A 25,443-nucleotide genomic window follows, 5' to 3' on the forward strand; every position below is an offset into this window, starting at 1 on the left:
AATACGCAATTATGAGAAAATTCATCGTGATGTTAATGAGCGTTATAATGATGATGTCCCTGGCGGCGTGTACACCAACACAGCCTAAGATGGAGACAACTGCACCTGACCCCCAGGTAGAAACTTCTACCGGAGGTGCAAGTGACAAGGTTCCCGATCCGAATGTGGAACCGATGGAAATCATCTCTATATATAGTCAGAACGAGGATGGAAGCGGTTTGAATCAGGCTATGGATGCAGTAGACAAGCTGACGGCAGAAGCCCTGGTGGAAAAGCTGGTGGAATATGGCGTTCTGGAAAAAGGCACAAAAGTCCTTAAATTTGATTCCAAGGATGGGACAGGTACTCTGGATTTATCAAAAGCACCTGTGAAAGGCACAAAGGGAGATTTGATCATGCTGACAGCCGTTGGCAATACCTTTATCGAGAATTTTGAACTGGATAAGTTAAAGGTTCTTGTGAACGGAAAGGATATTACCAGTGATACCGTTAAGCAGGGAGATAAGGATTACCTGGAATATGTAAAAGATTATAAAAAGATGGGTTAAGATCCATATTGAAAACAGGCAGGAGCGAGGATACCATGCTCCTGCCTGTTTTATTATCCGTTTCTCAGTTCTTTAGCCAGCCAGTTACGGAATTCCGGCTGAATGACAGAGAAGGGGGCCGGCCCGATATCAAGCAAAAAGGTATGAAAGGCTTTTAAGTTGAATTGATCCTTTAAGATCTTTTCGGCGGTGTTGCGCATTTCCATGATTTCCAAATATCCCACATAATACTCCATGTAGTTTGTGGGATTTTCCACTAAGCTGCTGTAAATGGTATCCACAATATCGGTATTCTCCACCTTATAAAAGTTGCTCAGATATTTCCCGGTCTGTTCCTTATCCCAGCCCTCATAGTTAATGCAGATATCCAGATATGCATAGATGCCCAAAGTTACGGCAGTATTGTGGGCAAGCAGTTTTCCAAGCTCCGGGTCCAGTCCGTTATCCAGGCTATAAGAGTAAAATTCCACATAGGTAGCCCAGCCTTCCGAGTAGCTGGAAAATGAGAGGATGCTTCTGATATCACTGGGCTTTTTGCTTAAAAAGTATACGTTCTGATATAAGTGTCCCGGATACCCTTCATGGGCCAGGGTGGTATAAAGATCGTCATTCTGAAAACGGGGATTGCCGTTAATATAAATGGTATTTTCTTCATACCGGTCCAGAGGAGGAACCAGGTAAAAGGCCGGACTGAGAGAAGATTCCAGTGCCTCAGGAACATATTTGACCGTATAGTTACAGGGCGGCAGCTCCGGAAAATCGGCTGTGATCTGTGTTTTTAAAGATTCCAGAATCTCTTCCGGTTTGGTGTAACGGAAGGTATACGTCTCCAGCTGATCCAGGGTCTGCGGGTGCTCTTTGGTGATCTGGCCCAGGGCTTTGATATCAGAGTTCATCTGCTTTTCAATGGCTTTTTTAAGGCTTGTTATGGATTTATAGGAGGTTCCGGTATTGGAATTGACCAGATATTCAAAATATTCCTTTCCATCCGGATACCAGTACAACCCCTTGTCATTTTTCCCAGTTCCCATAAGAGCGGTGATTCCGTCGATGAGATTCTTATAAGCGGGAACAAAATGTTCTTCAAGAACTTTAAGGTTCTTCTCTTTATAAGCGGCTTTTTCGTCTGCCGTTAAGTCATTAAGTGCATCAATCCGGCTGTTAAAGGTTTCCGCCAGAAAGTTGTGGTCCGGTTGAATCAAATATGCTTCACAGGATTTTAATACGTGGTCTGCCGCCGAATCCGACATAAAAAGACCAGCCTCTGATTTCTTTTTTTCAAACTCCATGATCTGTGCATAATAATCATCAATGGTGGAAAGAAGTGACAGGTAATGGTCCACATCCTCCCGGCTGTAAAATGCATACTCAGCAAACAGGACCGGAAGCTGGGCCTGGATTCCGATGGTGCTTGTCAAAGGCTGGGAATACAGCTCAAGACCTTCGGAAGTAAGTTCTGTATCTATGTAAGAGTAAAGAATCTGATAGGTAAGTCTTTGGTCACTGGTAAGCTTTCTCGGATTGAACCGGGTAAGCTTTTTCTTTAACTCCATAAGATCCTTGAAGTTGTTCTTCATTTTGTCCAGGGAAAAGTCGCCCAGGGTCAAAGGAACGGTATCAAACCCCCGGGAAGCAGGATCTGCAATGGTGAAATGAAAGCTGATTCCCGAATTGCTTATTTCTTCCCGGAACAAATCATCTGTAAACAGATTAAATTCCTTCTGCATGGTTAAATCATCGGCCCGGTAGCGTTCGTATCCGGCACTGGAAGGAGTGGCGGGAGCATTTGGGGGTGCCGTACATGCACTTAGCAGGGCAACCGATAGAAAAATGGAAAGAATTCTACGGCTCAATGTTAAAAATTTGTTTGTCATATAAGATTCCTCCGTAATTCACTAATAATATTTATATGTTGAAATAAAAAAAGTCATGACAAAACCAGTCATAAGAAGGTTTCCCTGCTTGACAAACTTTCCTTAAACCATTACACTAGGGTTACTAACAATTGATCTATATGAGAATGCTGAGAAAAGAAGAGTAAGAAATAAACGATCATGAGCAGAGACTTCCGGCAGCTGAAAAGGAAGCATGGTCTTATTTCCCAACATGGCCTTGGAGCAGCGGAGTTGAATTGGCATAATTATTGCTTTTAAACTCCGACGGTCACACCCGTTATCGTGTCAGACTGTTTATGCAGCCGATAAGGTCCATGCTGTAAGGTATGGATGAATTAAAGTGGTAACACGGGATATTTCCCCGTCTTTAAATTTCCGAAAGGATCTTTTAAGACGGGTTTTTCTTTTTCGGGGAGAAGGAATGCTTCCAGTCACATCTCATTTTAGAAACAGGAGGAATTAACATGAGCAAAGATTCAAACAAAAAACCTTATTATATTACCACCGCCATCGCCTATGCCTCAGGAAAGCCCCATATCGGCAATACCTATGAGGCAGTTCTGGCTGATGCCATTGCCCGTTACAAAAGGGCAGAGGGCTATGACGTATTTTTCCAGACCGGAACCGATGAACATGGTCAGAAAATTGAAGAAAAAGCAGAAGCAGCAGGTGTGACTCCAAAAGCGTTTGTGGATCAGGCGGCCGGTGAAATTCGTAATATCTGGGATTTGATGCATACCTCTTACGATAAATTTATGCGTACCACCGATCAGGACCATGAAAAACAGGTTCAGAAGATCTTTAAAAAGCTTTACGATCAGGGAGATATTTATAAAGGATACTATGAAGGCTTATACTGCACTCCATGTGAATCCTTTTTCACCGAATCCCAGCTGGTGGATGGGAAATGCCCGGACTGCGGCCGTGAAGTAAAACCGGCCAGGGAGGAGGCATATTTCTTCCGTATGAGCAAATATGCGGACCGTCTCATCAAGCATATCAACGAGAATCCGGAATTTATCCAGCCGGTTTCCAGGAAAAATGAGATGATGAACAATTTTCTTCTTCCGGGTCTTCAGGATCTTTGTGTATCCAGAACCACCTTTACCTGGGGAATTCCCGTGGACTTTGATCCAAAGCATGTGGTCTATGTATGGCTTGACGCTTTGACAAACTATATTACCGGAATCGGCTATGACTGCGACGGCAACAGTACGGACCAGTTTAAAAAATACTGGCCGGCAGACTTACATCTGATCGGGAAAGATATCATCCGCTTCCATACCATTTACTGGCCTATTTTCCTTATGGCATTGGATGTGCCCCTTCCAAAGCAGGTGTTCGGTCATCCCTGGCTGTTACAGGGAGACGGAAAGATGAGCAAGTCCAAGGGAAATGTTCTCTACGCAGATACCCTGGTAGATTTCTTTGGTGTAGATGCGGTCCGTTACTTTGTGCTTCATGAGATGCCCTTTGAAAATGACGGCGTGATTTCATGGGAGTTAATGGTAGAGCGCATGAATTCCGATCTCGCCAACATCCTTGGTAATCTTGTAAACCGTACCATTTCCATGTCCAATAAATACTTTGGAGGCGTGGTCACCGATGGAAAGGATACCGATTCCTTTGATGATGATTTAAAGACCGTAGTTCTGGAAGAAGTGAAAAAGGTTCAGGAGAAGATGGAGAAACTCCGGGTCGCAGATGCCATGACCGCCATCTTTAACATATTCAGAAGAAGCAACAAGTATATTGATGAGACCGCTCCCTGGACGCTTGCAAAGGATGAGACGAAAAAAGCCCGTTTGGAGACGGTTCTTTATAACTTAACGGAAGCCATTACCATCGGAGCTTCCCTGCTTGAATCCTTTATGCCGGACACTTCAAAGAAGATCCTTGCACAGCTTTGCACCACAAAGAGAGAATTGTCTGAGATGGATACTTTTGGCCTTTATCCGTCCGGATGCAAGGTAACAGACAAGCCTGAGATTTTATTTGCACGTATGGATATAAAAGAAGTGATGGAAAAAGTGGAGGCCATGAATGCGGAAGCTTCCGCCGAAACCGGAGAAGCGGAGGAAGAAGCCGCTGAAGTTATCGACATCGAACCAAAGCCGGAGATCGAGTATGAGGATTTTGCAAAGCTGCAGTTCCAGGTAGGAGAGATCATTGCCTGTGAAGCGGTGCCCAAATCCAAAAAACTTCTCTGTTCCCAGGTGCGGATCGGCAGTCAGGTGAAGCAGATCGTCAGCGGAATCAAGGCTCACTACTCACCGGAAGAAATGGTTGGCAAAAAGGTGATGGTTGTGGTAAACTTAAAACCAGCAAAACTGGCTGGTGTCATGTCTGAAGGCATGCTTTTGTGTGCAGAAGATGCGCAAGGCGGCTTATCCCTTATGATTCCGGAAAAACCAATGCCGGCAGGAGCAGAGATCTGCTGATGTAAGGGAGTATCAGAAGATAAGAGATAGATAATCATGGTAGGCCGGATTTATCAAATCCGGTCTATCATTTTGAAAAGGAGAATTCCATGGAGGAAACAATCAGCGCCCGTAGAGAAGGGATCACCGGCAATACCTTAAAGATCATTGCCATGGGAACCATGTTCATTGATCATATCGGTGTGGTTTTTATTGAAAATGGAATATTGAAACATCAGGCAATGGATCAGACCAACCTATGGATGATCATGGATCTGATCCTTCGCACCATAGGACGGATTTCATTTCCCATTTTTTGTTTTCTGCTGGTAGAAGGATTTCTTCATACGAGAGATGTAAAACGATACGGTGCCAGACTTTTTCTCTTTGCACTGATTTCTGAAATTCCATTTGATCTGGCCATGTTCGGAGAATGGTTTCATCCGGAATACCAGAATGTATTTTTCACCCTGTCCCTGGGGCTTTGGGTCTTATCTGCCTATAGAAATGCTTATGGTGACCCGCTCAAGCAGTCCTTTGCCATTGTTGCCGGGTGCGGCGCGTCTGTTTTTCTGAAATGTGATTATAATATTATTGGGATCGTAATGATCCTCATGTTTTACATTTTCCGGGAAAATAAAAAGATGCAGAGCCTTTTTGTGGGAGCCATAGCCATTTTTGAAAGTCTTACCTGTTTTGGTGCGGCAGTTCTGGCCCTGTTTCCCATACGGATGTACAATGGAAAACGAGGAGACAAGAGCTTAAAATACTTTTTCTACGCATTTTACCCCGCACACCTTATTTTGTTCTATTTGCTCTATCAACTGTTTGGAAAATGAAATGAATAGGAGATACCCATGATATTTGATACACACGCCCATTATGATGATGAGGCATTTGAGGAAGACAGAGAGGAATTGCTTACGTCCCTGTCTACGCAGGGAATCGAGGCGGTCACCAATGTAGGTGCCAGCATAAAGACCTCTGAAAATACTTTGAAACTGGTGGATCAGTATTCCAATGTTTACGGTGCCATTGGCGTCCACCCCAATGAAACCGGAGAACTGAATGAAGAAAAATTAAACTGGCTGAGAACCCAGTCAGCCCATAAAAAAATTGTTGCAATCGGAGAGATCGGACTTGATTATCACTGGGATGAGCCGGAGCGTGAGATCCAGAAGACCTGGTTTATCCGTCAGTTATCCCTGGCAAGAGAGGTAAAACTTCCGGTGATTATTCACAGCCGTGATGCGGCAAAGGATACGCTGGATATCATGAAAGCAGAAAAGTCCGAAGAGATCGGTGGAGTCATCCACTGCTTCTCCTATGGAATAGAAATGGCCAGAGAATATCTAAATATGGGGTTCTATCTGGGAATCGGCGGAGTGCTCACTTTTAAGAATGCCAAAAAGCTGAAGGAAGTAGTGGAGTATATGCCCATAGAACAGCTGGTTTTAGAAACCGACTGCCCTTACCTTGCGCCGGTACCCAACCGGGGAACGAGAAATTCCTCTTTAAATCTTCCTTATGTAATAAAGGAAATCAGTGCCATTAAGGGAATCCCCGAGGAAGAAGTCATTGAAAGAACCAATCATAATGCCAAAAAATTGTACCGGCTTAAATAACAGGAACGAGAAAATGGAGGACAAGCATGCCGACACTGGGAAATCCCCAAAAAACGATAGAGATCATTCAAAAATATGAATTCGCATTCCAAAAAAAGTTCGGTCAGAATTTTTTAATAGATCCCCATGTATTGGATAAAATCATTGCAGCAGCAGGGGTGGCAAAGGACGACTGCGTCCTGGAGATCGGTCCGGGAATCGGAACCATGACCCAGTACCTGGCTGAGAGCGCCCGTCATGTGGTTGCCGTGGAAATTGATTCTAACTTGATTCCCATTCTGAATGAAACTCTTTCCGATTATAATAATGTAACGGTGATTCACGGTGATATTTTAAAGGTTGATGTCAATCAGATCATCGAACAGTACAATGAAGGACGCCCCATTAAGGTAGTCGCCAACCTTCCTTATTATATTACCACCCCCATTATCATGGGTCTCTTTGAAAATAAGGTTCCGATTGATAACATTACTGTTATGGTCCAGAAGGAAGTGGCAGACCGTATGCAGGTAGGGCCTGGTTCCAAGGATTACGGTGCTCTGTCTCTGGCGGTTCAGTATTATGCAGAGCCTTACATCGTGGCAAACGTCCCGCCCAACTGCTTTATGCCTCGTCCGGGAGTGGGGTCCGCAGTCATCCGCCTCACAAGGCATAAGACATCGCCGGTAGAAGTAAAAGAACCGGAGCTTATGTTCCGGCTGATCAGGGCTTCCTTTAACCAGAGAAGGAAAACCCTGCAAAATGGACTGAACAACTCCCAGGAAGTAAATTATTCCAAAGAACAGATCATAGAAGCCATTGAAAGCCTTGGTCTTTCTCCCTCTGTGCGGGGAGAAACTTTGACACTGGAACAATTTGCGGCCTTAAGCAACGCTTTTACAAGCCTGAAAAATCGTTAAATAAACATCAGAGTGTCCTTTAGGGCCAGACGTTTTCCACAATGGAACCGTCTGGCTCTTTCACGCGTTATCACGCTAATACTGTACAAAACAAAGGAAAAGAGCGGAAAAACCACGTTGCAAGAACCTATTTTCTGTGGTATGCTAAATCTTGCGTTGTCTGTGAAAGACGGACGAAGAAAAAGAAAATTGGAGGAAGATAATATGAAGAAAATGGCACTCGTATTGGCGGCTGTCCTTGCTTCTGGTGTTGTTTTGACTGCATGCGGCGGTTCCGGAAAATCAGGCACAGAAAATGGCACAGCCCAGAAGACAGAGGCAGCAGGCAGCACATCAGCCGGAGGTCTTGATTTGGCGGTCCAGATCGGACCTGATCCGGAAACCATTGATCCGGCTCTCAACTCTGCAATTGATGCATCTAATATCATTCTGCATGCGTTTGAAACCCTGCTGACTGTTGATGAAAAGAACAGCATTGTTCCCGGACAAGCAGAGAGCTATGATGTCAGTGACGACGGACTTACTTATACCTTTCATTTAAGAGATGGTTTAAAGTGGAGCGATGGTTCTGACTTTACAGCAGATGATTTTGTATATTCCTGGAAGCGTCTGGCAGACCCGATGACCGCGGCTCCTTACTCTGCCGATATGCTTTCCATGATCAAGGGCTATGAAGAAGCAGCAAAAGGAAATCTTGACGCACTGGGAGTGTCAGCACCAGACCCTAAGACATTGGTGGTAGAGCTGGCCTCTCCCTGCGTTTATTTTGATAAAATCGTTACACATGCGAGTATGGCACCTGTAAAAAAAGATGTGATCGAGTCAAACGGTGACCAGTGGACCTTAACTCCTGAGACCTACATTTCCAACGGTCCCTTAAAGATGACCGAATGGGTACCAGGTTCTCATATTACATTTGCAAAGAATGAAAATTACTGGAATGCAGATAAAGTTACTTTAAACTCATTGAAGTTTGTTCTCATGGAAGATTCTAACGCTGCCTACAGCGCATATCAGACCGGAGAAGTCCAGATGATCCGTGACGTACCTACAGAGGAGATTCCAGGACTCAAGGATTCCCCTGATTTCCATTTAGAACCTCGTATGGCAACATCCTATACCATCTTTAACACACAGAAGGCACCATTTGATAATGTTAAGGTCCGCAAAGCATTAAGCCTTGCAGTTGACCGTGATTACATTGCCAACACACTGATGATGCAAACGGCCGTACCGGCTTCCAACTTTGTAGGACCTGGCATCTCTGATTTAGAGGAAGGCTCTTCCTTTGAAGACGTGACCCGCAAAAACAACGGCGGAGATTATTTCAACACCTCCAATTATGAGGAAGATTTAAAGAAAGCCAAAGATCTTCTGGCAGAAGCCGGATATCCCAACGGGGAAGGATTCCCGGTGATTGAATATATGACCAACGACTCAGGCTATAATAAGCCCGTAGCAGAGTATTTACAGAATGCCTGGAGTAAACTTGGCGTGAAGATGGACATTAAGATTGTTGAATGGTCCACCTTTACCCCAACCCGCCGTGCAGGCGATTTCCAGATCTGCCGGGGCGGCTGGGTATACGATTACGATGATCCTATCAATATGCTGACCTTGTTTACTTCAGACAGCGGCAACAACGACGGAAAGTATTCCAATCCGGAAGTAGATGCTTTAATCAATCAGGCCCGCGATACTGCAGATAAGGCAGATCACTATGAGAAACTGCATCAGGCAGAAAAGCTGATTATGGAAGATGCAGCCGTGGCTCCTCTTGTATACTCCAGTGATTATTATATGCAGAATCCGGATATCAAAGGTACCTGGCATTCACCATATGGCTACTGGTTCTTCATGTATGCCACAAAATAATTCTGAACCAAAAGAATAAGTAAAAAAATAATCCTTGCAATGACAGCAACTTCATTGCAAGGATTATTTTTTACCTAAACTTTCATACTTCAATCATTCTTACCTTAGATCATGTCTTTTCAAACAATCACACAATTGAATCATCATAACAGGCACGCGTACCGCCGATGAATTTGGCTCTGGTACGTGCAGCCACTACGTGAGCTGAGCCGATATACTGGGTCTTAATGCGGACAGGAACGGCCACTGCACGCAAATGCATACCGATGAGCGTATCGCCGATATCAATTCCGGCATGTGCTTTTATCCATTCTACAGCTACCGGCTGTGACAGAGTATGATAGGCCGCTGTAGCCAGTGAGCCGCCGGCCTTTAGCTGAGGCACCACGTTGACCGGCTCATAGCCGTATCGCTCTGCCGCCTCCCGTTCCAGAATGAGGGCGCGGTTTAAATGTTCGCAGCACTGGGCAGCCACATAGATCCCTTTTTCGTGAAATACCTCATAGATGGCTGAGAAAACTTCCTGGCCGATTTCCCCGCTGGAATAAGAACCGATGCGGTGATTGGAAATCTCACTGGACGAGCAGCCGATGACCACCAGGTTTCCCTCTTTTAAATGGGCTGTCTCCAATAGCTCTCTGGCTGCTTCGTGCGCCTGCATTCTGATTTCTTCTAGCATGACTAAATCCTCCTATAATGCTTCCCGAAGGGCAGCAGCCATTTCCTCGTATTCCTGATCCGTAAAATAGACCTTATCCGGATTCATGGCAAAGGTACCGCCCCATTCATCGCCGCCGTTATATTTGGGAACGATGTGCATGTGGAGGTGGCATCCGGTGTCTCCGTAGGCACCGTAATTGACTTTGTCCGGTTGGAACACTTTATGAACTGCCTTGGAAACCTTGGAAACATCCGCAAAAAATGCATTTCTTTCTTCATCACTGATATCGACCATTTCGCTTACGTGGTCCTTATAGGCCAGTATTACCCTGCCTTTTTTGCTTTGCTCCTTAAATAAGTATAAAAATCCTGATTCCATCTCACAGACCGGATAGCCGAATTTGGCAACCAAATCTCCCTTCATGCAGTATGCACAGTTTGGATCTTTCATAATCATATACCTTCTTTCAGATCGTGTAATGTCATGTTCCACAAGACGATTCTATTATAAAACGGCGGGAATGAAAAGATAGAATCTTCTCCCATCGGGTACTTAAGCTTTGTTTTTTATATGGTTGGCAACCTTTACGTCTTCTTTTTTGATATGGTTGATCAGCCAGCCTGCAATGGTAGAATTTACCTCACCCACGAGTGCCACGGTTGGACCATCCTTATCCAGCTTACGGCAGATTTCGGCAACCACTTTTTTAAAATCTTCATGGTAGCGTCTGTGGTTTACATAATCAGGGTACTTGCTTTGAACCTGAAGCTTTTCTTCGTCGCTGAAGTGCTTCGCCGTATAATCCTGAAGAAATTTTGTTATGGTTGCCAGTTCGCTGCGTCCCTTACCGGTTGCGCAGGCAGCTAAAAGGTTGTTGACCGCATCTATGAGCTGACGATGCTCCGTGTCGATTAATTGGTTACCTGTCTCCAGGTCTTTTGTAAAAGTATAAGCCATAGTAATTCCCTCCATAATTCGATCTTCATATTCATTTTACATCAAAATTTTCAAATAGCAACCTCTATTTATCTTTCCAGCTTAAATAGAGATTTGCCACGACATCTTCAATGGGAGCTTTTTTAATTTCCACATCCAGGATTTGAGGAAATTCAGACAAATTCCCTAATACTCTATGGATAGGAAATATTTTCCGGTCAAATTCATACTCATGGCTGCCATGTTCCGAACGCAGCAGTTTCATTCCGGGAAGAGAAAGGGGAGCCTCCTTGGGGGACGTTGTGATTTCGATCCGGTAGAAGCCTCCTAAAGCATCCCGAAGCTCATCAAAATTCCCGTCAAAGGCGATGGTTCCTTTATTTAACAGCACCACCCTCTGAGCCATTTCTTCCAGGTCATCCATATCATGACTGGTGACCACTACAGTAGTTTTCTGCTCTTTGTTGATTTTTTTCAGAAAATGTATCATCTGCTGCTTTGCAAGGACATCCAAGCCTAACGTAGGCTCATCAAGAAAAATAAGGTCCGGTCCGTGTAAAAGGAGCATGGCAATGTCCGCCCGCATCCGCTGCCCCAGGCTGAGTTCCCTGGCAAATGTTTTTAAGATATCGGTAAGGTCCAGCAGTTGGGTAACCATTTTAAGATTTCTCTGATATATTTCATCAGGTATGTTCCAGACCTCCTTTTTCCACTCAAAGCTGGTAATAACGGGGTGGTCCCACCATAGCTCCGTCCGCTGTCCGAATAAGATTCCCACACGCCGCATGAGAGGGATACGGTCCCTCAAAGGGTCCATTCCAAGCACCGAGACCCTTCCTTGCGTAGGCAGGAGAATGCCTGAGAGAATTTTAATGGTAGTACTTTTCCCCGCTCCGTTTGCCCCTGCATAGGCTACAAATTCCCCGGGGTTTATGGTAAGGGATACGTGATCCAGTGCGGTTACCACCCGTTTGTCCGGGCGGAACATGTTTTTTATAATATCTTTGGCTTTTCCGCTTCTTTGCCACTGTGTGTATGTTTTTGTTACATTATCGATGGCCAAAGCCGGAGTATCTTGGAGAACCATAGGCTGCATAATGTTTCATTCCTTTCTTAAAAAATGTGAGAGCGGCCAGTAAGAAAACCGCGGTTACTGCGGGCAGAAAAAGAGCCGGCAGAAGGTTTAGGGATGACACTCCCTCCTTTCCCGCCTTTAAAAGTAAAACGGACGGAAACCAGGCACAAAGCCCGATCGGAAGTATGGTGAGGAAGATTCGTTTGACTGCAGGACTGATATTGCCCAGCGGATAAGTTTTTAAGGAAGAGAACATATCCATTCCAACCATGGAGATTTCCTCCGCAGCCGCCGGTGCATAAAAGGCCATGCAGGATAAAAGATAGAGAAACGATACGATCAGCAGGCAGGAACAGACCGCATACAAAAGAAACAGTCCCATCCATAAGGGGGTTATGGCCATGGAAGTCCCGGCAGCCCCGTACCAGGCAAGGCCTGCCCCCAGCAAAAACATGGGAGAGCCGGAAAATGGGCAGAAGCCCTGGGCCAAAAGCTCCGTCCATAAAGGAACCGGCTGGATCATCACGTGGTCAAGCTGTCCCCGCCCAATGATACGGCTGATCATCCCGGAATTGTTTCCAATAAAAAATACCATATAAATTCCGTCGGTAAACACAGAAAAGCCCATCATAAACAAAATGTCATCCCGGCCCATTCCCGCAAAGTTTCCAAAATTTGCAGATAAGAGATAAACGCCTGCAATGGTACAGCCCCCGCTTACCACGTCAGAGATAAGCTGTAAAAAGAAGTAACGGGTATCACGAAGAAACCATAAAAGATCCATTTTTCCGTACTGCCTATACAGCCGGAAAAGAGTTTTTAAATTATCCACCAAAAGAAACCATCCTTTCCTTGCTTTTACGAAAGATATGAATCGCGGCGATCCATAAAATTACATTCCAAAAAATCTGAAGCCCAATGATTGTCTGATAATTCCCGGCAGCACCGGTGTATATGGTCAATGGACCATGGGCAACAGAACCAAGCGGCAGCAGAGAAAATACCGTTCCGATTTCCTTTGGAAATAAAGAAAATGGAATCATTTCCCCCGACAACAGTGCGTATATGGCCTCCCGCACCGCAAGAGCCGCCCAGCACCCATTTTTTAAATGCATGGCAAACGAAGCAAAAAGTAAATCAATGGCAAACCCAAGAGAAGCCGCCAAAATGAGGCTTAAAAAAGCCAGAATGCCATTTGCCGCTGAAACCGGCCAGGGGTTTATGAAAAGGAGCGGAGATAAAAGCCACAGCGGCAGCCCAAAAAACAGAAAATTGGGAATCCAATGCCGCCCGATGATAGAACCTTCCCACAGGGCAGAAGTGGCAGAAGAGATGATATTTAATTCCTGATGGAAAATGGCGGCCATCAGCGTGTAAGTCATCAGCTGGTGCAAAGAGGTTCCCTGGTTCAGGGCACCGCCTTTCTCCAGAGACTTCCAGATAAAAATCAGCATGACAAACTGAACGGCCTGAACAAAATAGCCGCCAGCAACGCATAAAAAACCGCCGTCAAATATTTGTTTTGTACACATAAACATTGTGGAACGTATGGCCCTAGGAAGAGAGCCATAATCGGATCGAATAAATTTTTTCGGATTCATGAATGAAATTCCTCCATTTTGTGCGAGTCGATGGATACAAATATCCTGTTACGTCCGCGCAGAACGCCTGTTATCGAAAAAATGGCACAAAAAATCCCGGCATTCACAGCGGCCGGGCAGAATTTCAGTCATACATCAAAAAAGTTACCGGATGTGAGACATAATCTGAGGTGAGACGCTGCTTTTTTCGTAAAAATGGGCGCACTTATACACGGACAGTCCATAATTACAGAAAATTACGGTAATAAACTTCAGATTTATCCATAATGATGTTGATTTCATTGTAATTGGTTTCATATCGTCTCACCTCCTTATAAAAGAATTTGATTCATCATAGCATCTTACTGAAAAAAAGTCAATTTTAAACAATGTTTAAATTTTAAATTTATCAGAATTTGGATAAGGCTGGTTCATCTGCAACAAGGATCACATCCGGATGAAGCTGCAAAATGGAAGCCGGAACACGTGGAGTACCGGTCCCTTGATGGCTCATTAAACCCGATATGCCCGTTATGACCCAATCCAAGAAGCTGTAAATCAATGCCGCCCAGATTTTGCAGGGTTTCTTCGTATCGGGCCGCTTCTTTTTGCGCATCAGGTTAGGTCCCGTCTGGAATATTAGTTTTTTTATCTTTGATGTTTACGTGACAAAACAGATTTTCATGCATAAAGTGATAATAGCTTTGTTCATTGGTCTTGGGCAATCCTTTATATTCGTCCAGATTCGCCGTTTTCACCTGAGAAAAGTCTAAATCCCCCTTATTGTGCCATTCGATCAGCTGCTGATAGATTCCCACCGGCGTGGACCCGGTTGCCAGACCCAAAACACAGTTTGGTTTCATGATGACCTGTGCGGAGATAATGTTGGCAGCTTTACGACTCATGTCATAATAGTCTTTTGCACGACAAAGCTTCATTTTTTTCATACCTCCGGCAAATGGAAAAAATTTTTATTTTTTTTATTTCAACAGGATAACATTTTTATGTCATAGTTGCAATGGCATTTTGCATAAAATAACTATAAAGGAGTGGTGGCATGTCTAACTATCGAAGACTAATCTCATATATTTATGCCTACGAAGGCGGAATCAAAGGAAAAAACATCGGATTTGCCAAGATAGAGACGAGAGGAATCCAGTGCAAGATTACGGTAAGTGTCAAACGGATTTATGTGGGCGGCAATGACATTGGGGTGTACTTATTAGCCGGAGAGCAGGAGATATACCTTGGAAATATTTTCATCCGGGGAGGTTCAGGTGAATTCAGAACCGTGGTATCGGCTAGTGATATTGAACATTCCGGCATTACTGTGGATCAGTGCTTCGGACTGACCATCCACGACGTAAAGAATACATGGCGTTCCTATACGACCATATGGGAAGACGCGGTTGCCCATGCAGCTGAAGTAGAATTACAGCATAAGTCCCAATCCGAGCAGGATACGGAGCGGCCTGCAATATCGGAAGAGCAGATCAAAAAAGCGGTCCGTGAAATTGAAGAGGAATTTCCTTTGCAGTCAAATGAAGCCACAGAAGATAAGGAACCATCTCCGGTCCAGACCTTAACAAAGGATCAGGAGGAGACACCGATACATACAGAACAAGTAGAGGCGGAACAAATGACAGGCGGCCCCCTGGGAGGAAATACAGGCCCGACCGGAACGCAATCGTCAGGAATGCCGGAAGCTGCAGGCCCGACCGGAACGCAGCGGTCAGCAATGCCGGAAGCTGCAGGCCCGACCGGAACGCAGCGGTCAGCAATGCCGGAAGCTACAGGCCCGACCGGAACGCAGCGGTCAGCAATGCCGGAAGCTACAGGCCCGACCGGAACGCAGCGGTCAACAATGCCGGGAACTACAGGCCCGACCGGAACGCAGCCATCATCAATACCAGGTGTAACAGGCCCGACCGGAACGCAGCCGTCATCAATACCAGGTGTAACAGGCCCAACCGGAACGCAGCCGTCAGGAATGACGGGAGTTACAGGTCCGGCAGGAACTCTTCCCACAGCGTCACCTGGAACAACAGGCCCTATGCGGGATACCACGCCTCAGCCAATGCCAACAATGACAGGCCCGATGCCAATCACTCGTCCGATCCCAACAGGTCCTGTCCCCATTACAAGCCCAACCATGATAGGACCTATACCAGGATTCAATCCGGCCAGGACAGGACCAGTGAACCCAGGCTCAGCGACCCCGGGACCAACAACTCCAGGTTCAACGACCTCAAGCCCAACGACTCCGGGACCTACAATTACCGGCCCTACAGCAGGCTGGGATCGGGGAGCACCGCCCTTTAACACAGGTCCGGTTCCGGGATCAAGGTCAATTAGGAGCGGCCCCATACCCGGCATGCGGGAGACACCAATGCCTTCCACGACAGGTCCGTCCCCAGGCGTACCTCAGATGAACAGACCCATCAGTTCCACCCCGGTTCCTTCCGCGACAGGACCCATGTCTCAGGAGTGGAAAATGCCCGGACAGGAAGACCAGGAAGCAGTCCATCAGCAAAAAGATCATCAGGAAAATGAAGTTCAGGAACATAAATCTGACCAGGTTCGTGCAGAAGCAGTAGCCGCCAAAAAATTATCCGAGGAAGAAGCGGCAGCCCCCAAAAAAACTCTTTTATACCGGGCCGATGCGGTCATCAAAGAAGCACCGGAAACCAAGAAGGAAGAAATAAAGCTGGGAAATCCCGATGAATTAGAGCGCCTTCGTCAGAATGAAGACCAGGAGGAGGAGACCCCCCATAGTGTTGTCTGGGAGAAACTGAGACGGGAACATACAAGGATACTCGCCTTTGATTATGAAGATGGCTGTGAAATACTGACCATTAAACCGCAGGACATTGGCCTTCTTCCAAGAGATACCTGGGTTTACGGCAATAACAGTTTTCTTCTCCACGGATATTATAATTACCGATACTTAATCCTTGCAAAACTTTTTAATCCAAATGGAACACCTCGTTATTTACTGGGAATCCCGGGCCATTATTACAGCAATGAACGTTACATGGCGTCCATGTTCGGCTTCCCCAACTTTGTGCTGTCAAAAGAGCAGCCCGTGGAAGACGGAAGATTTGGTTATTGGTATACGGATATAAAAATAGGGGGCTGATAAAGCCCCCTTGTTTGCAGTAGTGTCCATGCCCTCAACTGTCAACTCCGCGAAGTGCTGAATTGGGAATCCACGGTTTTACAATACCGAGAAATCCCTCTAATTCGCTTTTAGAAAATGACTCGTACCCCGGGCAGAGAACTTCTTCTGATTCCACATAGTTTTGAAGAAAATAGAGAGAAGGGCCTTTCAGCCATTTTCCAATATCCATAAAGTCCTCTTTTCCATGAATCCCCTTTACCACGGTGGTCCGAAATTCCCATGGTACATGTCCTTCCATTAAAAACTCCGCACTTTTTTCCACTTGTTCGATTCTGATGCCGCAAAAGCCCGAAGCCTTTTCGTAATTGCTTCTGCCTCCCTTGATATCCATTGCCACGTAATCAATCAATCCTTTAAAAACCAGATTTTTTAAAACCTCCGGCCGATAGCCGTTGGTATCCAGTTTTATAAGATATCCCAAATCCTTAGCTTTTTTCAAAAATGCTTCCAAATCCTCCTGAAGAGTGGGTTCGCCTCCCGTGACGCAGAGCCCTTCCAAAATCCCTTTTCGTTTCTGCAGAAAACCAAGTATTTCATCTTCCGTAAAAAGCGGTTTTGCATCACTTCCGATCAGCCCGCTGTTATGGCAGAAGGGACACCGGAAATTGCAGCCCCCCAGAAAAACCGTAGCGGCAACGTGGCCTGGATAATCCAGAAGGGTTGTCTTTTGAAGTCCGCAGAGTTTCATACCTTCACCATTCCTTTGTTTCGTGTTATACTATGATTATACCATAATAAAAAGCAAAGAGGAACGAATATGACCACAGATGAGAAGTATATGCGGGCAGCCATTGTTCAGGCGGAAAAAGCCAGAGCCATCGGCGAAGTCCCCATCGGCTGCGTAATCGTTTATGAAGATAAAATTATCGCCCGCGGCTATAACCGCCGCACCATAGATAAAAATGTGCTGTCCCACGCAGAAATTAACGCCATAAAAAAAGCCTGTAAAAGAATCGGGGACTGGAGACTGGAAGGCTGTACCATGTATGTGACGCTGGAGCCATGTCCTATGTGTGCCGGAGCCATCGTTCAGGCCAGGATTCCCAGAGTAGTCATTGGCTGTATGAATCAGAAAGCAGGATGTGCCGGTTCCATCTTGGACATGCTCCATGAAGACCGGTTCAATCATCAGGTAGAGACTGAGACCGGAGTTTTAGGGGAAGAATGTTCCCTTATGATGAAAAACTTTTTTAAAGAATTAAGGGAAAAGAAAAAACAGAAACTGGAAGAGGCAAATACCCCGTAAATCCTTGACAATTTAGGCTTTTCCATGTATACTTAACAGCGATTCAACCAAAACATGTCATAAAGCTTCCGTGCAGCCGGGGAGATAGCGGTGCCCTGTACCTGCAATCCGCTCCAGCAGGGGTGATGTCTCACCCAGGGCCGGCTATTGCAGGGCTGCCCCCGATAAGTGGCGATGACGTTTGGGTCTTACGCAACAGAACTTCGCGAACCGTGTCAGGGCAGGAATGCAGCAGCACTAAGTGAATGATTCTGTGTGCCGTGAGGGAGCCTGGACTGAGTTAACTGTCAGGGTAACGCCTGTGATAGCGGTTCAAAGTGAGACGCACGGATTAAATATAATAATGATCGGACACCGGGAAGCAGAAAGCTGTTTTACGGTGTCTTTTACAATTCCTGAATAGCATTTTTAATATTTTCTTACTTTTCTTATTATAATGAAGTTTTCCCTTGCCCGCCATTCCCCTTTGTATTATAATTGAGAATAAAATGGGTATAATAGTACCTATTTCCGAATGACAAATTGAATCAAAGATGAGGTGCGCTTTCATGATGAGAATTGGAATGCTTACGAGCGGCGGAGACTGTCAGAGCTTAAACGCTACCATGCGTGGCGTGGCAAAAGCGCTGTACCGGATCTTCGGTGACATAGAGATCATAGGATTTGAAGATGGCTACAAAGGTCTTATTTATTCAAAATACCGCATAATGAAACAGGAAGAATTTTCGGGAATCTTAACAAAGGGCGGAACCATCCTTGGCACCTCCAGACAGCCATTCAAACTTATGCGTACCCCGGATGAGAACGGTCTTGATAAGGTGGAAGCCATGAAGAACACCTATAAAAAGCTGAAATTAGAATGCCTGGTTGTTTTAGGCGGCAATGGAAGCCAGAAGACAGCCAATCTTCTTCGGGAGGAGGGCCTTCATGTGGTTTCTCTGCCTAAGACCATTGATAACGATTTGTGGGGAACCGATATGACCTTTGGTTTCCAGAGTGCTGTCAATGTGGCAACCAATGCCATTGACTGCATTCATACCACAGCCGCTTCCCATGGCAGAGTTTTCATTGTAGAAGTTATGGGCCATAAGGTGGGCTGGCTCACTTTATATGCAGGCATTGCAGGAGGAGCAGATATCATACTCCTTCCCGAGATCCCGTATAATCTTGATATCGTGATCAATGCCTTAAAAAACAGAACTAAAAACGGCAAAAGATTTTCCATTATTGCCGTGGCAGAAGGGGCGATCTCAAAAGAAGATGCCTCACTTACAAAAAAAGAACTGAAAGAAAAAAAGAAGAGCGGAGTGATCTATCCCTCCATCGCATATGAGATCGGAGCCATGATCACAGAGCGGACAGGCCAGGAAGTACGGGTCACCGTGCCGGGCCATATGCAAAGAGGCGGGGACCCCTGCCCCTATGACAGGGTCTTATCTACCAGGCTCGGTGCAGAAGCCGCAATGCTCATTAAGAACAAAGATTATGGAAATATGGTAGTGGTTCAGAACAATGAGATTGTGAAGATGCCGCTTGCTGATATTGCCGGCAAATTAAAAACAGTCGATCCCAAGTGCTCCATCGTCAGGGAAGCCAAGATGATTGGAATCAGCTTCGGGGACGAATAAGGAGTTTATAAGCATGTCATATACGGCATTGTATCGGAAATGGCGCCCCTCTTCCTTTGCGGATGTAAAGGGACAGGACCATATCGTACAGACATTGAAAAACCAGATCGTATCCGCGCGTATCGGACATGCGTATCTGTTTTGCGGAACCAGAGGAACCGGTAAGACCAGTATTGCAAAGATTTTTGCAAAAGCGGTCAACTGCGAAGCGCCAAAGGATGGCAGTCCCTGCGGGGAATGTGCGACCTGTAAAAGCATTGCAGCCGGAGCTTCCTTGAATGTGGTTGAGATTGATGCTGCGTCCAATAACGGTGTGGAGAACATCAGAGAGATCAGAGATCAGGTCCAGTATCCTCCAACAGAAGGGAAATACCGGGTTTATATCATTGATGAGGTTCATATGCTTTCTACAGGGGCATTTAATGCACTGCTAAAGACTCTGGAAGAACCGCCGTCCTATGTCATATTCATCCTGGCAACGACGGAAGTTCAGAAGATTCCTGTGACGGTTCTTTCCCGGTGCCAGAGATATGATTTCAAGCGTATTACGGTAGAGACCATTGCAGAACATTTAAAAGGTCTTACAGCCGCAGAACACATACAAGTGGAAGACAGAGCCCTTACTTATATCGCAAAGGCTGCGGACGGTGCCCTTCGTGACGCCCTCAGCCTTTTGGACCAGTGCATCGCCTTTCATTACGGAGAGATCCTTACCTATGATAATGTACTGGATGTGCTTGGAGCCGTGGATATCACCGTATACGGAAAGCTGTTTCGTGCGGTCACAGACAACCGGACCAGGGATTGTATTACCTGCCTGGAAGAACTGGTGATCCAGGGCAGGGAATTGGGCCAGTTTGTGGTGGATTTTATCTGGTATTTAAGAAATCTGCTGATTTTAAAATCCGTTGACGACGGAGACGCACTGCTCGATATGTCAACGGAAAACCAGGCCATTTTAAAAGAATACAGTGCCCGGGCAGACCAGGAGACCCTTCTCCGTTATATCCGGGTGTTCTCCGATTTATCCAACCAGCTTCGCTATGCATCCCAGAAACGGGTTCTCATTGAAGTGGCCCTCATAAAATTGACCCGCCCCCAGATGGAACAGAATTTGGATTCTCTGATCGAACGGATCAAAAGCATTGAAAAGCAGCTGGAGAACGGTGTGGTATCAAAAGCAGCCCCTCAGGCAGCGGCTCCGGCACCGGCCGAGGAACTGACTCCCGCAGAACGGGTCACGCTTCCAAAAGGACAGCTGGAGGATTTGAATCTGATCCGCAGTGAATGGGGAAAGATCATTCGGGAATTAGGCGGTCCTATCCGGGCCAGTTTCCGGGATACCGTAGTCGAGCCCGCAGGCGAAAGCTGCCTGTGCGTGGTATTTTCAGATCAGAGCAACTACATGATCGGAAGCCGGGATACTACTGTTTCAGAGATTGAGCGGTATGTGGAAGACCATTACAAAAAGTCCATTGCCTTTAAGACAAGACTCCGGGGAGGAGGCGAAAGGCTGGACACGATATACGTCAGTGACGAAGAATTAAAAGCGAATATTTTAATGGACATTACAATAGAAGAATAAAAAGAAAAGAAAGATCAGGAGGATATACACCATGGCGAAACGTGGCGGTTTTCCAGGCGCGATGCCTGGTAATATGAACAATTTAATGAAACAGGCGCAGAAGATGCAGCGTCAGATGGAAGAGACAACAAAGGCTCTGGAAGATAAGGAATATACAGCGGCAGCAGGCGGCGGAGCCGTATCTGTTACCGTTTCCGGAAAAAAAGAAGTTACATCCGTAAAGCTGTCCAAAGAAGTTGTAGACCCTGATGACATCGAGATGCTGGAAGACCTTATTATGGCAGCAACCAATGAAGCATTCCGCCAGATGGAAGAGGAAAGCAGCTCTGCCATGGCGAAGCTGACCGGCGGTCTTGGCGGCCTGGGCGGAGGCTTTCCGTTCTAATTATGGATTATTTCAGCAGTCAGATAACCAAATTGATCGAAGAACTGTCAAGGCTTCCGGGCATTGGCAGTAAATCCGCACAGCGTCTGGCGTTTCATATTATCAATATGCCGGAAGAACAAGTGGCAGGCCTTGCTTCATCCATTACAGAAGCAAAACGCAATGTACATTACTGCAAGGAATGCTTTACCCTGACAGATCAGGAACGATGCCCCATTTGCAAAAGCGAAAAACGCAATCACAAGGTAATCATGGTTGTGGAAGATACAAGAGATTTAGCAGCGTATGAAAAAACCGGAAAGTTTGAAGGCGTTTACCATGTTCTCCATGGTGCCATTTCCCCAATGCTGGGAATCGGACCCGGAGATATAAAGCTGAAGGAATTGATGCAGAGACTGCAGGGAGACGTGGAAGAGGTGATCATTGCTACCAATTCCAGCCTTGAAGGCGAGACGACAGCGATGTATATCAGCAAGCTGATCAAACCTACAGGAATCAGAGTTACCCGTATAGCCAGCGGAGTTCCCGTTGGAGGAGACTTAGAGTACATAGATGAGGTGACATTGTTACGGGCCCTGGAAGGAAGGGTCGAGCTGTAACCTATTTGCCTTGTTAGGAGATGCAAAATAATGGATAAGTACGAGTTTAATATAAAGGTTGAACAGATTAAAAAACTGGTTGGCAAAAACGACTATGAGACGGCGATGAAGATCGCCGATACAATAGACTGGAGAAGAGTCCGCAACACCAATCTGCTATCCATGGTTGCCATGGTATATGAGAAGAATGAAGATTATCAGGAAGCCAAGGAGATCTTACTACAGGCGTTTGAACGTGCTCCCATCGGAAAACGCCTGCTGTATAAACTTGCAGAACTGGCAATCAAAGAGGGCAACATTGAAGAAGCAGAAGCATATTATAAGGAATTTGGCGATCTGGCATCGGAAGACCCCAGACAGCAGCTTCTGCGCTATATGATATTAAAATCCAAAGGAGCACCCGCCCAGCAGCTCATTCATTCCCTTGAGTCCTACACAAGTGTGGAACTTGACGAGAAATGGCTGTATGAACTGGCTGAATTATATAGTCTTGCAGGTATGCCCGACCGCTGTGTGGAAACCTGCGACCGGATCATGCTGATGTTTGGCCTCGGAAAGTATGTAGACAAGGCCATGGATTTAAAGATACAGTATGCACCGCTTACCAGTTATCAGATGGATCTTGTAGAGAACCGGGACAAATACGAAGCAAAGCTGCGCGCCGTAGAACAGGAATACCGTTCAGGAATACCGCTTGAAGAAGAACCCGCTTCCCGTGAAGCTGAAATGATGTATCAGGAAGATCCCATGACTTCCGACATCGAAGCCTCCATGCAGGTAGCGGATGTCCAGGAAACTCTTGCAAGAGAGATGTCCAGGATCTCTTACGACGAACCCGTCATGCAGGAAGAAAGCAGAATGGAACACACCAGAGTGTTGGAGGACATTCGGAGAGTAGGCCGTCCGATGACCTCCGTAAAAAGGCCAAGAGGAGCTTATGAATCCTATTCAGAACCTGTAATCGAAGAAGAGGAACTGGAATCCCCCGGTCTCAACGAATCGGAATTGGACCGTTACAATGAACTAAAGCCTGAATACGACAGCTGCGCAGAAAATAATTTATATCCGGAAAATAATGCCTATTTGGAAGATGATAATAATGAAGAAAGTAATGACCAGACGGCAAGCGACTTTTATGCAGAAGATAGTTTCTATGCAGAGCATAATGCTCATTTAGAAGATAACGCTTATGCAGTTGATGATTCCGGCGAGTTTTTCGATGATTCCCTTAATCAGGATAACGCTGCCCGCCAGGCAGCCATAACCGCCGAGGAATCAGAAGAATATTCCGCTCAAGCTGAAGTTCCATATCAACCGAATGATTCTTCGGCTGAAGTTTTACCGGATTCTGTGGATTATCATACTTCAAATTTCAGCCAACAGGACGACATGGAATTTGAAGAACTATATGAGGAAGAAGATGAGCCGGAGGAACTTCCGGTTCGCAACCACTTGATGATTGAAGCAAGAACTCCTGAGAAAGGACTTCAAATAGCAGTGGAAGCGTTAAAGCAGATCCATAAAGAAAGCGGTGTAAAGAATCCGGTAGCTAAAATTACCGGTTCCAAGTTATCCAAACGTGGAATTATGTCATGTGCGGACAAGCTTGCAGGAAAAGATCTTATAATTGAAGAAGCCGGAGATCTTACGCCCGCTGTACTGAATGAACTGAATACACTAATGGAGCATGATGAAAGCGGAATGATCGTTGTTCTCATTGACAATCCCAAACAGATGGAGACTCTTCACCGGGAACATCCGATTCTTGCCAGTAAATTTGAATGTATCGGAAGCGGAGAACCGAACCCCGCTCCTGATTCTGCGATGCATCCATCCCCTTCCTGCAAAAACCAGCCTTTAAGAGAAGAACCATACAATGGTTTTGAAAACTCTTCCTCCTATCAAGGGGAAACATTCGCAGAGGACACTTACAGCGACACCACTTCCTACAGCCAGGAAGACAGTTATATCCCGGAAAATGGTTACAATCAGGAAGCTATTCATGATCAAAATAGTGCAAGTCGGAAAAAAGCAGCACCTAAGCGTAATAAATTCTTTCAGGCAAACCGCAAAATTCAGCAGGAGGACTCTTTCCAGCCCGGAAATGATTATCCTCAGAATGATCCTTATGAGTCAGGAAATGAATATGCACCTCCAGTCGGCCTTCATGAAGAAGAGATGGACATTGACGAGTTTGCACAATACGCCTGCCGTTATGCCAATGAAATTGATTGCAGTATAACAGGGAAAAGTATGCTGGCTTTATACGAAAGAATCGAAATCATGGAAGAAGATGGAACTCCTCTGAACAAAGCCAATGCAGAACGTCTGATCGAAGAAGCAGCAGACCGTGCGGAAAAACCATCCATTGGAAAACGGATCAAAAATTTGTTTTCAACGAAATATGATAAAGATGGACTGCTGGTCTTAAAAGAAGAACATTTCATATATTAATGGAGTATAAAATTGGATATTAAACTAATTGCACTGGATTTGGACGGAACCCTTCTGGACAGCCGAAAGCGTCTGTCCGAAGCGAACCGTCAGGCGCTGTCCCGTTGCGTTGAGAACGGTATATGGGTTGTTCCCTGCACCGGCCGGGCAGTAGATGGAATTCCGCCGGAAATAAAAAACATTCCCGGTGTTCGTTATGCAATCACTACCAATGGTGCGGTCATATACGATTTGAAAGAAGAGGCAGTGATAGATTCCTGTATGCTGCCATGGGAGCTTGCACTGGAGATTCTGTATTTATTAGATTCCCGCCATGTTATGTACGATCCGTACATTGAGCGCCGCGGAATCACGGAGCCCCGTTTTTTTGAAAACTTATCTGACTATGGTCTGTCTCCGGAATTACAAAAGATGGTGAAAATGACCCGGGACATTCATCCAAATATCATTGAGTATGTAAAGCAGTCTCATAAGCCCGTGGAAAAAATCAATCTTTTTTTCTCTGATATGGAAGAGCGGACCAGGCTGAGAGCGGAATTAGAACAAAGAGATGATATTCTTGTCACCTCATCCATGCCCAATAACCTGGAGATCAATGCCCCCGGGGCGACCAAAGGAGAAGCACTTCACCGACTGGCTGCCCATCTGGGAATTGGTGCAGAACAGACCATGGCGGTAGGAGACGGAGAAAATGATTTTACGATGATCCGTATGGCAGGAGTTGGTGTTGCTATGAAAAATGGAAGCACTGAATTGCAGGCAGAGGCAGATTATATCACAGATACCAACGATGAAAACGGAGTAGCTTCCGCGATTACCCGGTTGATATTTGGTGCAGAACTATGACGAGG

22 protein-coding genes, 1 other RNA gene, 1 pseudogene and 1 other annotated feature are annotated in these 25,443 nt (G+C 45.7%); of the genes and pseudogenes, 15 read left to right on the forward strand and 9 right to left on the reverse strand.

Annotated features, from left to right (window positions below):
- The first annotated feature begins 11 nt into the window (after positions 1-11).
- On the forward strand, positions 12-548 hold the full coding sequence (locus tag VIG27_RS00860) for a GerMN domain-containing protein (protein ID WP_394524436.1): 537 nt from the start codon (positions 12-14) through the stop codon (positions 546-548).
- Positions 549-601: 53 nt separating this feature from the next.
- Here the strand turns inward: VIG27_RS00860 and VIG27_RS00865 are convergent, their stop codons facing one another.
- Positions 602-2,422: a DUF885 domain-containing protein gene (locus VIG27_RS00865; RefSeq protein WP_394524438.1), complete on the reverse strand. Its 1,821-nt coding sequence runs from the start codon at positions 2,420-2,422 to the stop codon at positions 602-604.
- A gap of 142 nt (positions 2,423-2,564) precedes the next feature.
- Positions 2,565-2,815: a binding site (T-box leader), on the forward strand.
- 92 nt (positions 2,816-2,907) lie between these two features.
- On the opposite strand from VIG27_RS00865, the gene metG reads away from it, so the two are divergent.
- The 5 genes from metG (at position 2,908) to VIG27_RS00890 (ending at position 9,262) form a co-directional block, all read left to right on the forward strand.
- Entirely contained in the window at positions 2,908-4,884 is a 1,977-nt protein-coding gene (metG, locus tag VIG27_RS00870; RefSeq protein WP_394524441.1) for a methionine--tRNA ligase, read from the forward strand.
- Positions 4,885-4,973: 89 nt separating this feature from the next.
- On the forward strand, positions 4,974-5,702 hold the full coding sequence (locus VIG27_RS00875) for a TraX family protein (protein WP_394524444.1): 729 nt from the start codon (positions 4,974-4,976) through the stop codon (positions 5,700-5,702).
- A gap of 18 nt (positions 5,703-5,720) precedes the next feature.
- On the forward strand, positions 5,721-6,488 hold the full coding sequence (locus VIG27_RS00880) for a TatD family hydrolase (RefSeq protein WP_394524447.1): 768 nt from the start codon (positions 5,721-5,723) through the stop codon (positions 6,486-6,488).
- Between the two features lie 26 nt (positions 6,489-6,514).
- Positions 6,515-7,387, forward strand: a complete 873-nt coding sequence (gene rsmA, locus VIG27_RS00885; RefSeq protein ID WP_394524450.1) for a 16S rRNA (adenine(1518)-N(6)/adenine(1519)-N(6))-dimethyltransferase RsmA — start codon at positions 6,515-6,517, stop codon at positions 7,385-7,387.
- Between the two features lie 204 nt (positions 7,388-7,591).
- On the forward strand, positions 7,592-9,262 hold the full coding sequence (locus tag VIG27_RS00890) for a peptide ABC transporter substrate-binding protein (RefSeq protein ID WP_394524452.1): 1,671 nt from the start codon (positions 7,592-7,594) through the stop codon (positions 9,260-9,262).
- 127 nt (positions 9,263-9,389) lie between these two features.
- On the opposite strand, the gene VIG27_RS00895 is transcribed toward VIG27_RS00890, so the two are convergent.
- From VIG27_RS00895 to VIG27_RS00925, 7 genes and pseudogenes are all read right to left on the reverse strand, one after another.
- Positions 9,390-9,941, reverse strand: a complete 552-nt coding sequence (locus VIG27_RS00895) for a TIGR01440 family protein (RefSeq protein WP_394524455.1) — start codon at positions 9,939-9,941, stop codon at positions 9,390-9,392.
- 12 nt (positions 9,942-9,953) lie between these two features.
- Positions 9,954-10,373 carry an HIT family protein gene (locus VIG27_RS00900; protein WP_394524458.1) on the reverse strand — a complete coding sequence of 140 codons (420 nt, stop codon included), beginning with the start codon at positions 10,371-10,373 and terminating at the stop codon, positions 9,954-9,956.
- A 102-nt stretch (positions 10,374-10,475) separates the two neighbouring features.
- Positions 10,476-10,880, reverse strand: a complete 405-nt coding sequence (locus tag VIG27_RS00905; protein ID WP_394524462.1) for a bacteriohemerythrin — start codon at positions 10,878-10,880, stop codon at positions 10,476-10,478.
- Positions 10,881-10,944: 64 nt separating this feature from the next.
- Entirely contained in the window at positions 10,945-11,955 is a 1,011-nt protein-coding gene (locus tag VIG27_RS00910) for an ABC transporter ATP-binding protein (protein ID WP_394524464.1), read from the reverse strand.
- Entirely contained in the window at positions 11,909-12,766 is an 858-nt protein-coding gene (locus tag VIG27_RS00915) for an ABC-2 family transporter protein (RefSeq protein WP_394524467.1), read from the reverse strand. Before VIG27_RS00915 ends, VIG27_RS00910 begins: the two co-directional genes overlap by 47 nt.
- Positions 12,759-13,535: a hypothetical protein gene (locus VIG27_RS00920; protein WP_394524469.1), complete on the reverse strand. Its 777-nt coding sequence runs from the start codon at positions 13,533-13,535 to the stop codon at positions 12,759-12,761. The genes VIG27_RS00915 and VIG27_RS00920 overlap by 8 nt, the downstream gene beginning before the upstream one ends.
- Positions 13,536-13,923: 388 nt before the next feature.
- Positions 13,924-14,452 (reverse strand): annotated as a pseudogene (locus tag VIG27_RS00925) (glucosamine-6-phosphate deaminase).
- A 119-nt stretch (positions 14,453-14,571) separates the two neighbouring features.
- Here VIG27_RS00925 and VIG27_RS00930 point away from each other — a divergent pair.
- A complete protein-coding gene (locus VIG27_RS00930; RefSeq protein ID WP_394524471.1) occupies positions 14,572-16,653 on the forward strand; it encodes a DUF6128 domain-containing protein in 2,082 nt (693 codons plus the stop codon).
- Between the two features lie 34 nt (positions 16,654-16,687).
- Here the strand turns inward: VIG27_RS00930 and VIG27_RS00935 are convergent, their stop codons facing one another.
- Positions 16,688-17,383 carry an anaerobic ribonucleoside-triphosphate reductase activating protein gene (locus VIG27_RS00935; protein ID WP_394524474.1) on the reverse strand — a complete coding sequence of 232 codons (696 nt, stop codon included), beginning with the start codon at positions 17,381-17,383 and terminating at the stop codon, positions 16,688-16,690.
- 69 nt (positions 17,384-17,452) lie between these two features.
- Between VIG27_RS00935 and tadA the strand changes: the two genes are divergently transcribed.
- The 8 genes from tadA to VIG27_RS00975 all read left to right on the forward strand — a co-directional run bounded on the left by tadA (position 17,453) and on the right by VIG27_RS00975 (position 25,438).
- The gene (tadA, locus tag VIG27_RS00940) at positions 17,453-17,941 is read left to right on the forward strand and encodes a tRNA adenosine(34) deaminase TadA (protein WP_394524476.1); all 489 of its coding nucleotides are present in this window, start codon (positions 17,453-17,455) and stop codon (positions 17,939-17,941) included.
- A 68-nt stretch (positions 17,942-18,009) separates the two neighbouring features.
- An RNA gene (gene ffs / locus VIG27_RS00945) (signal recognition particle sRNA large type) lies at positions 18,010-18,271 on the forward strand.
- Positions 18,272-18,489: 218 nt separating this feature from the next.
- On the forward strand, positions 18,490-19,569 hold the full coding sequence (locus tag VIG27_RS00950) for a 6-phosphofructokinase (RefSeq protein WP_394524478.1): 1,080 nt from the start codon (positions 18,490-18,492) through the stop codon (positions 19,567-19,569).
- Positions 19,570-19,582: 13 nt separating this feature from the next.
- Entirely contained in the window at positions 19,583-21,154 is a 1,572-nt protein-coding gene (gene dnaX / locus VIG27_RS00955; RefSeq protein ID WP_394524480.1) for a DNA polymerase III subunit gamma/tau, read from the forward strand.
- A gap of 31 nt (positions 21,155-21,185) precedes the next feature.
- Positions 21,186-21,539, forward strand: coding sequence for a YbaB/EbfC family nucleoid-associated protein (locus VIG27_RS00960; RefSeq protein ID WP_394524481.1), 354 nt, complete (start codon positions 21,186-21,188; stop codon positions 21,537-21,539).
- Positions 21,540-21,541: 2 nt separating this feature from the next.
- A complete protein-coding gene (gene recR / locus VIG27_RS00965; RefSeq protein ID WP_394524482.1) occupies positions 21,542-22,138 on the forward strand; it encodes a recombination mediator RecR in 597 nt (198 codons plus the stop codon).
- 30 nt (positions 22,139-22,168) lie between these two features.
- On the forward strand, positions 22,169-24,592 hold the full coding sequence (locus VIG27_RS00970; RefSeq protein ID WP_394524483.1) for a tetratricopeptide repeat protein: 2,424 nt from the start codon (positions 22,169-22,171) through the stop codon (positions 24,590-24,592).
- 12 nt (positions 24,593-24,604) lie between these two features.
- Positions 24,605-25,438: a Cof-type HAD-IIB family hydrolase gene (locus VIG27_RS00975; RefSeq protein WP_394524484.1), complete on the forward strand. Its 834-nt coding sequence runs from the start codon at positions 24,605-24,607 to the stop codon at positions 25,436-25,438.
- Positions 25,439-25,443 lie beyond the last annotated feature (5 nt).

The organism is Lacrimispora sinapis, assembly GCF_043633585.1.
Lineage (GTDB): Bacteria > Bacillota > Clostridia > Lachnospirales > Lachnospiraceae > Lacrimispora > Lacrimispora sinapis.

Bases quoted from the DNA above. Each gene is read 5' to 3' on its own strand.
- metG (WP_394524441.1), top strand. From the start codon at position 2,908: ATGAGCAAAGATTCAAACAAAAAACCTTATTATATTACCACCGCCATC.
- VIG27_RS00890 (WP_394524452.1), top strand. From the start codon at position 7,592: ATGAAGAAAATGGCACTCGTATTGGCGGCTGTCCTTGCTTCTGGTGTT.
- VIG27_RS00860 (WP_394524436.1), top strand. From the start codon at position 12: ATGAGAAAATTCATCGTGATGTTAATGAGCGTTATAATGATGATGTCC.
- tadA (WP_394524476.1), top strand. From the start codon at position 17,453: ATGACCACAGATGAGAAGTATATGCGGGCAGCCATTGTTCAGGCGGAA.
- VIG27_RS00910 (WP_394524464.1), bottom strand. From the start codon at position 11,955: ATGCAGCCTATGGTTCTCCAAGATACTCCGGCTTTGGCCATCGATAAT.
- VIG27_RS00895 (WP_394524455.1), bottom strand. From the start codon at position 9,941: ATGCTAGAAGAAATCAGAATGCAGGCGCACGAAGCAGCCAGAGAGCTA.
- VIG27_RS00935 (WP_394524474.1), bottom strand. From the start codon at position 17,383: ATGAAACTCTGCGGACTTCAAAAGACAACCCTTCTGGATTATCCAGGC.
- dnaX (WP_394524480.1), top strand. From the start codon at position 19,583: ATGTCATATACGGCATTGTATCGGAAATGGCGCCCCTCTTCCTTTGCG.
- VIG27_RS00905 (WP_394524462.1), bottom strand. From the start codon at position 10,880: ATGGCTTATACTTTTACAAAAGACCTGGAGACAGGTAACCAATTAATC.
- rsmA (WP_394524450.1), top strand. From the start codon at position 6,515: ATGCCGACACTGGGAAATCCCCAAAAAACGATAGAGATCATTCAAAAA.
- VIG27_RS00920 (WP_394524469.1), bottom strand. From the start codon at position 13,535: ATGAATCCGAAAAAATTTATTCGATCCGATTATGGCTCTCTTCCTAGG.
- VIG27_RS00900 (WP_394524458.1), bottom strand. From the start codon at position 10,373: ATGAAAGATCCAAACTGTGCATACTGCATGAAGGGAGATTTGGTTGCC.
- VIG27_RS00930 (WP_394524471.1), top strand. From the start codon at position 14,572: ATGTCTAACTATCGAAGACTAATCTCATATATTTATGCCTACGAAGGC.
- VIG27_RS00960 (WP_394524481.1), top strand. From the start codon at position 21,186: ATGGCGAAACGTGGCGGTTTTCCAGGCGCGATGCCTGGTAATATGAAC.
- recR (WP_394524482.1), top strand. From the start codon at position 21,542: ATGGATTATTTCAGCAGTCAGATAACCAAATTGATCGAAGAACTGTCA.
- VIG27_RS00875 (WP_394524444.1), top strand. From the start codon at position 4,974: ATGGAGGAAACAATCAGCGCCCGTAGAGAAGGGATCACCGGCAATACC.
- VIG27_RS00880 (WP_394524447.1), top strand. From the start codon at position 5,721: ATGATATTTGATACACACGCCCATTATGATGATGAGGCATTTGAGGAA.
- VIG27_RS00970 (WP_394524483.1), top strand. From the start codon at position 22,169: ATGGATAAGTACGAGTTTAATATAAAGGTTGAACAGATTAAAAAACTG.
- VIG27_RS00865 (WP_394524438.1), bottom strand. From the start codon at position 2,422: ATGACAAACAAATTTTTAACATTGAGCCGTAGAATTCTTTCCATTTTT.
- VIG27_RS00950 (WP_394524478.1), top strand. From the start codon at position 18,490: ATGATGAGAATTGGAATGCTTACGAGCGGCGGAGACTGTCAGAGCTTA.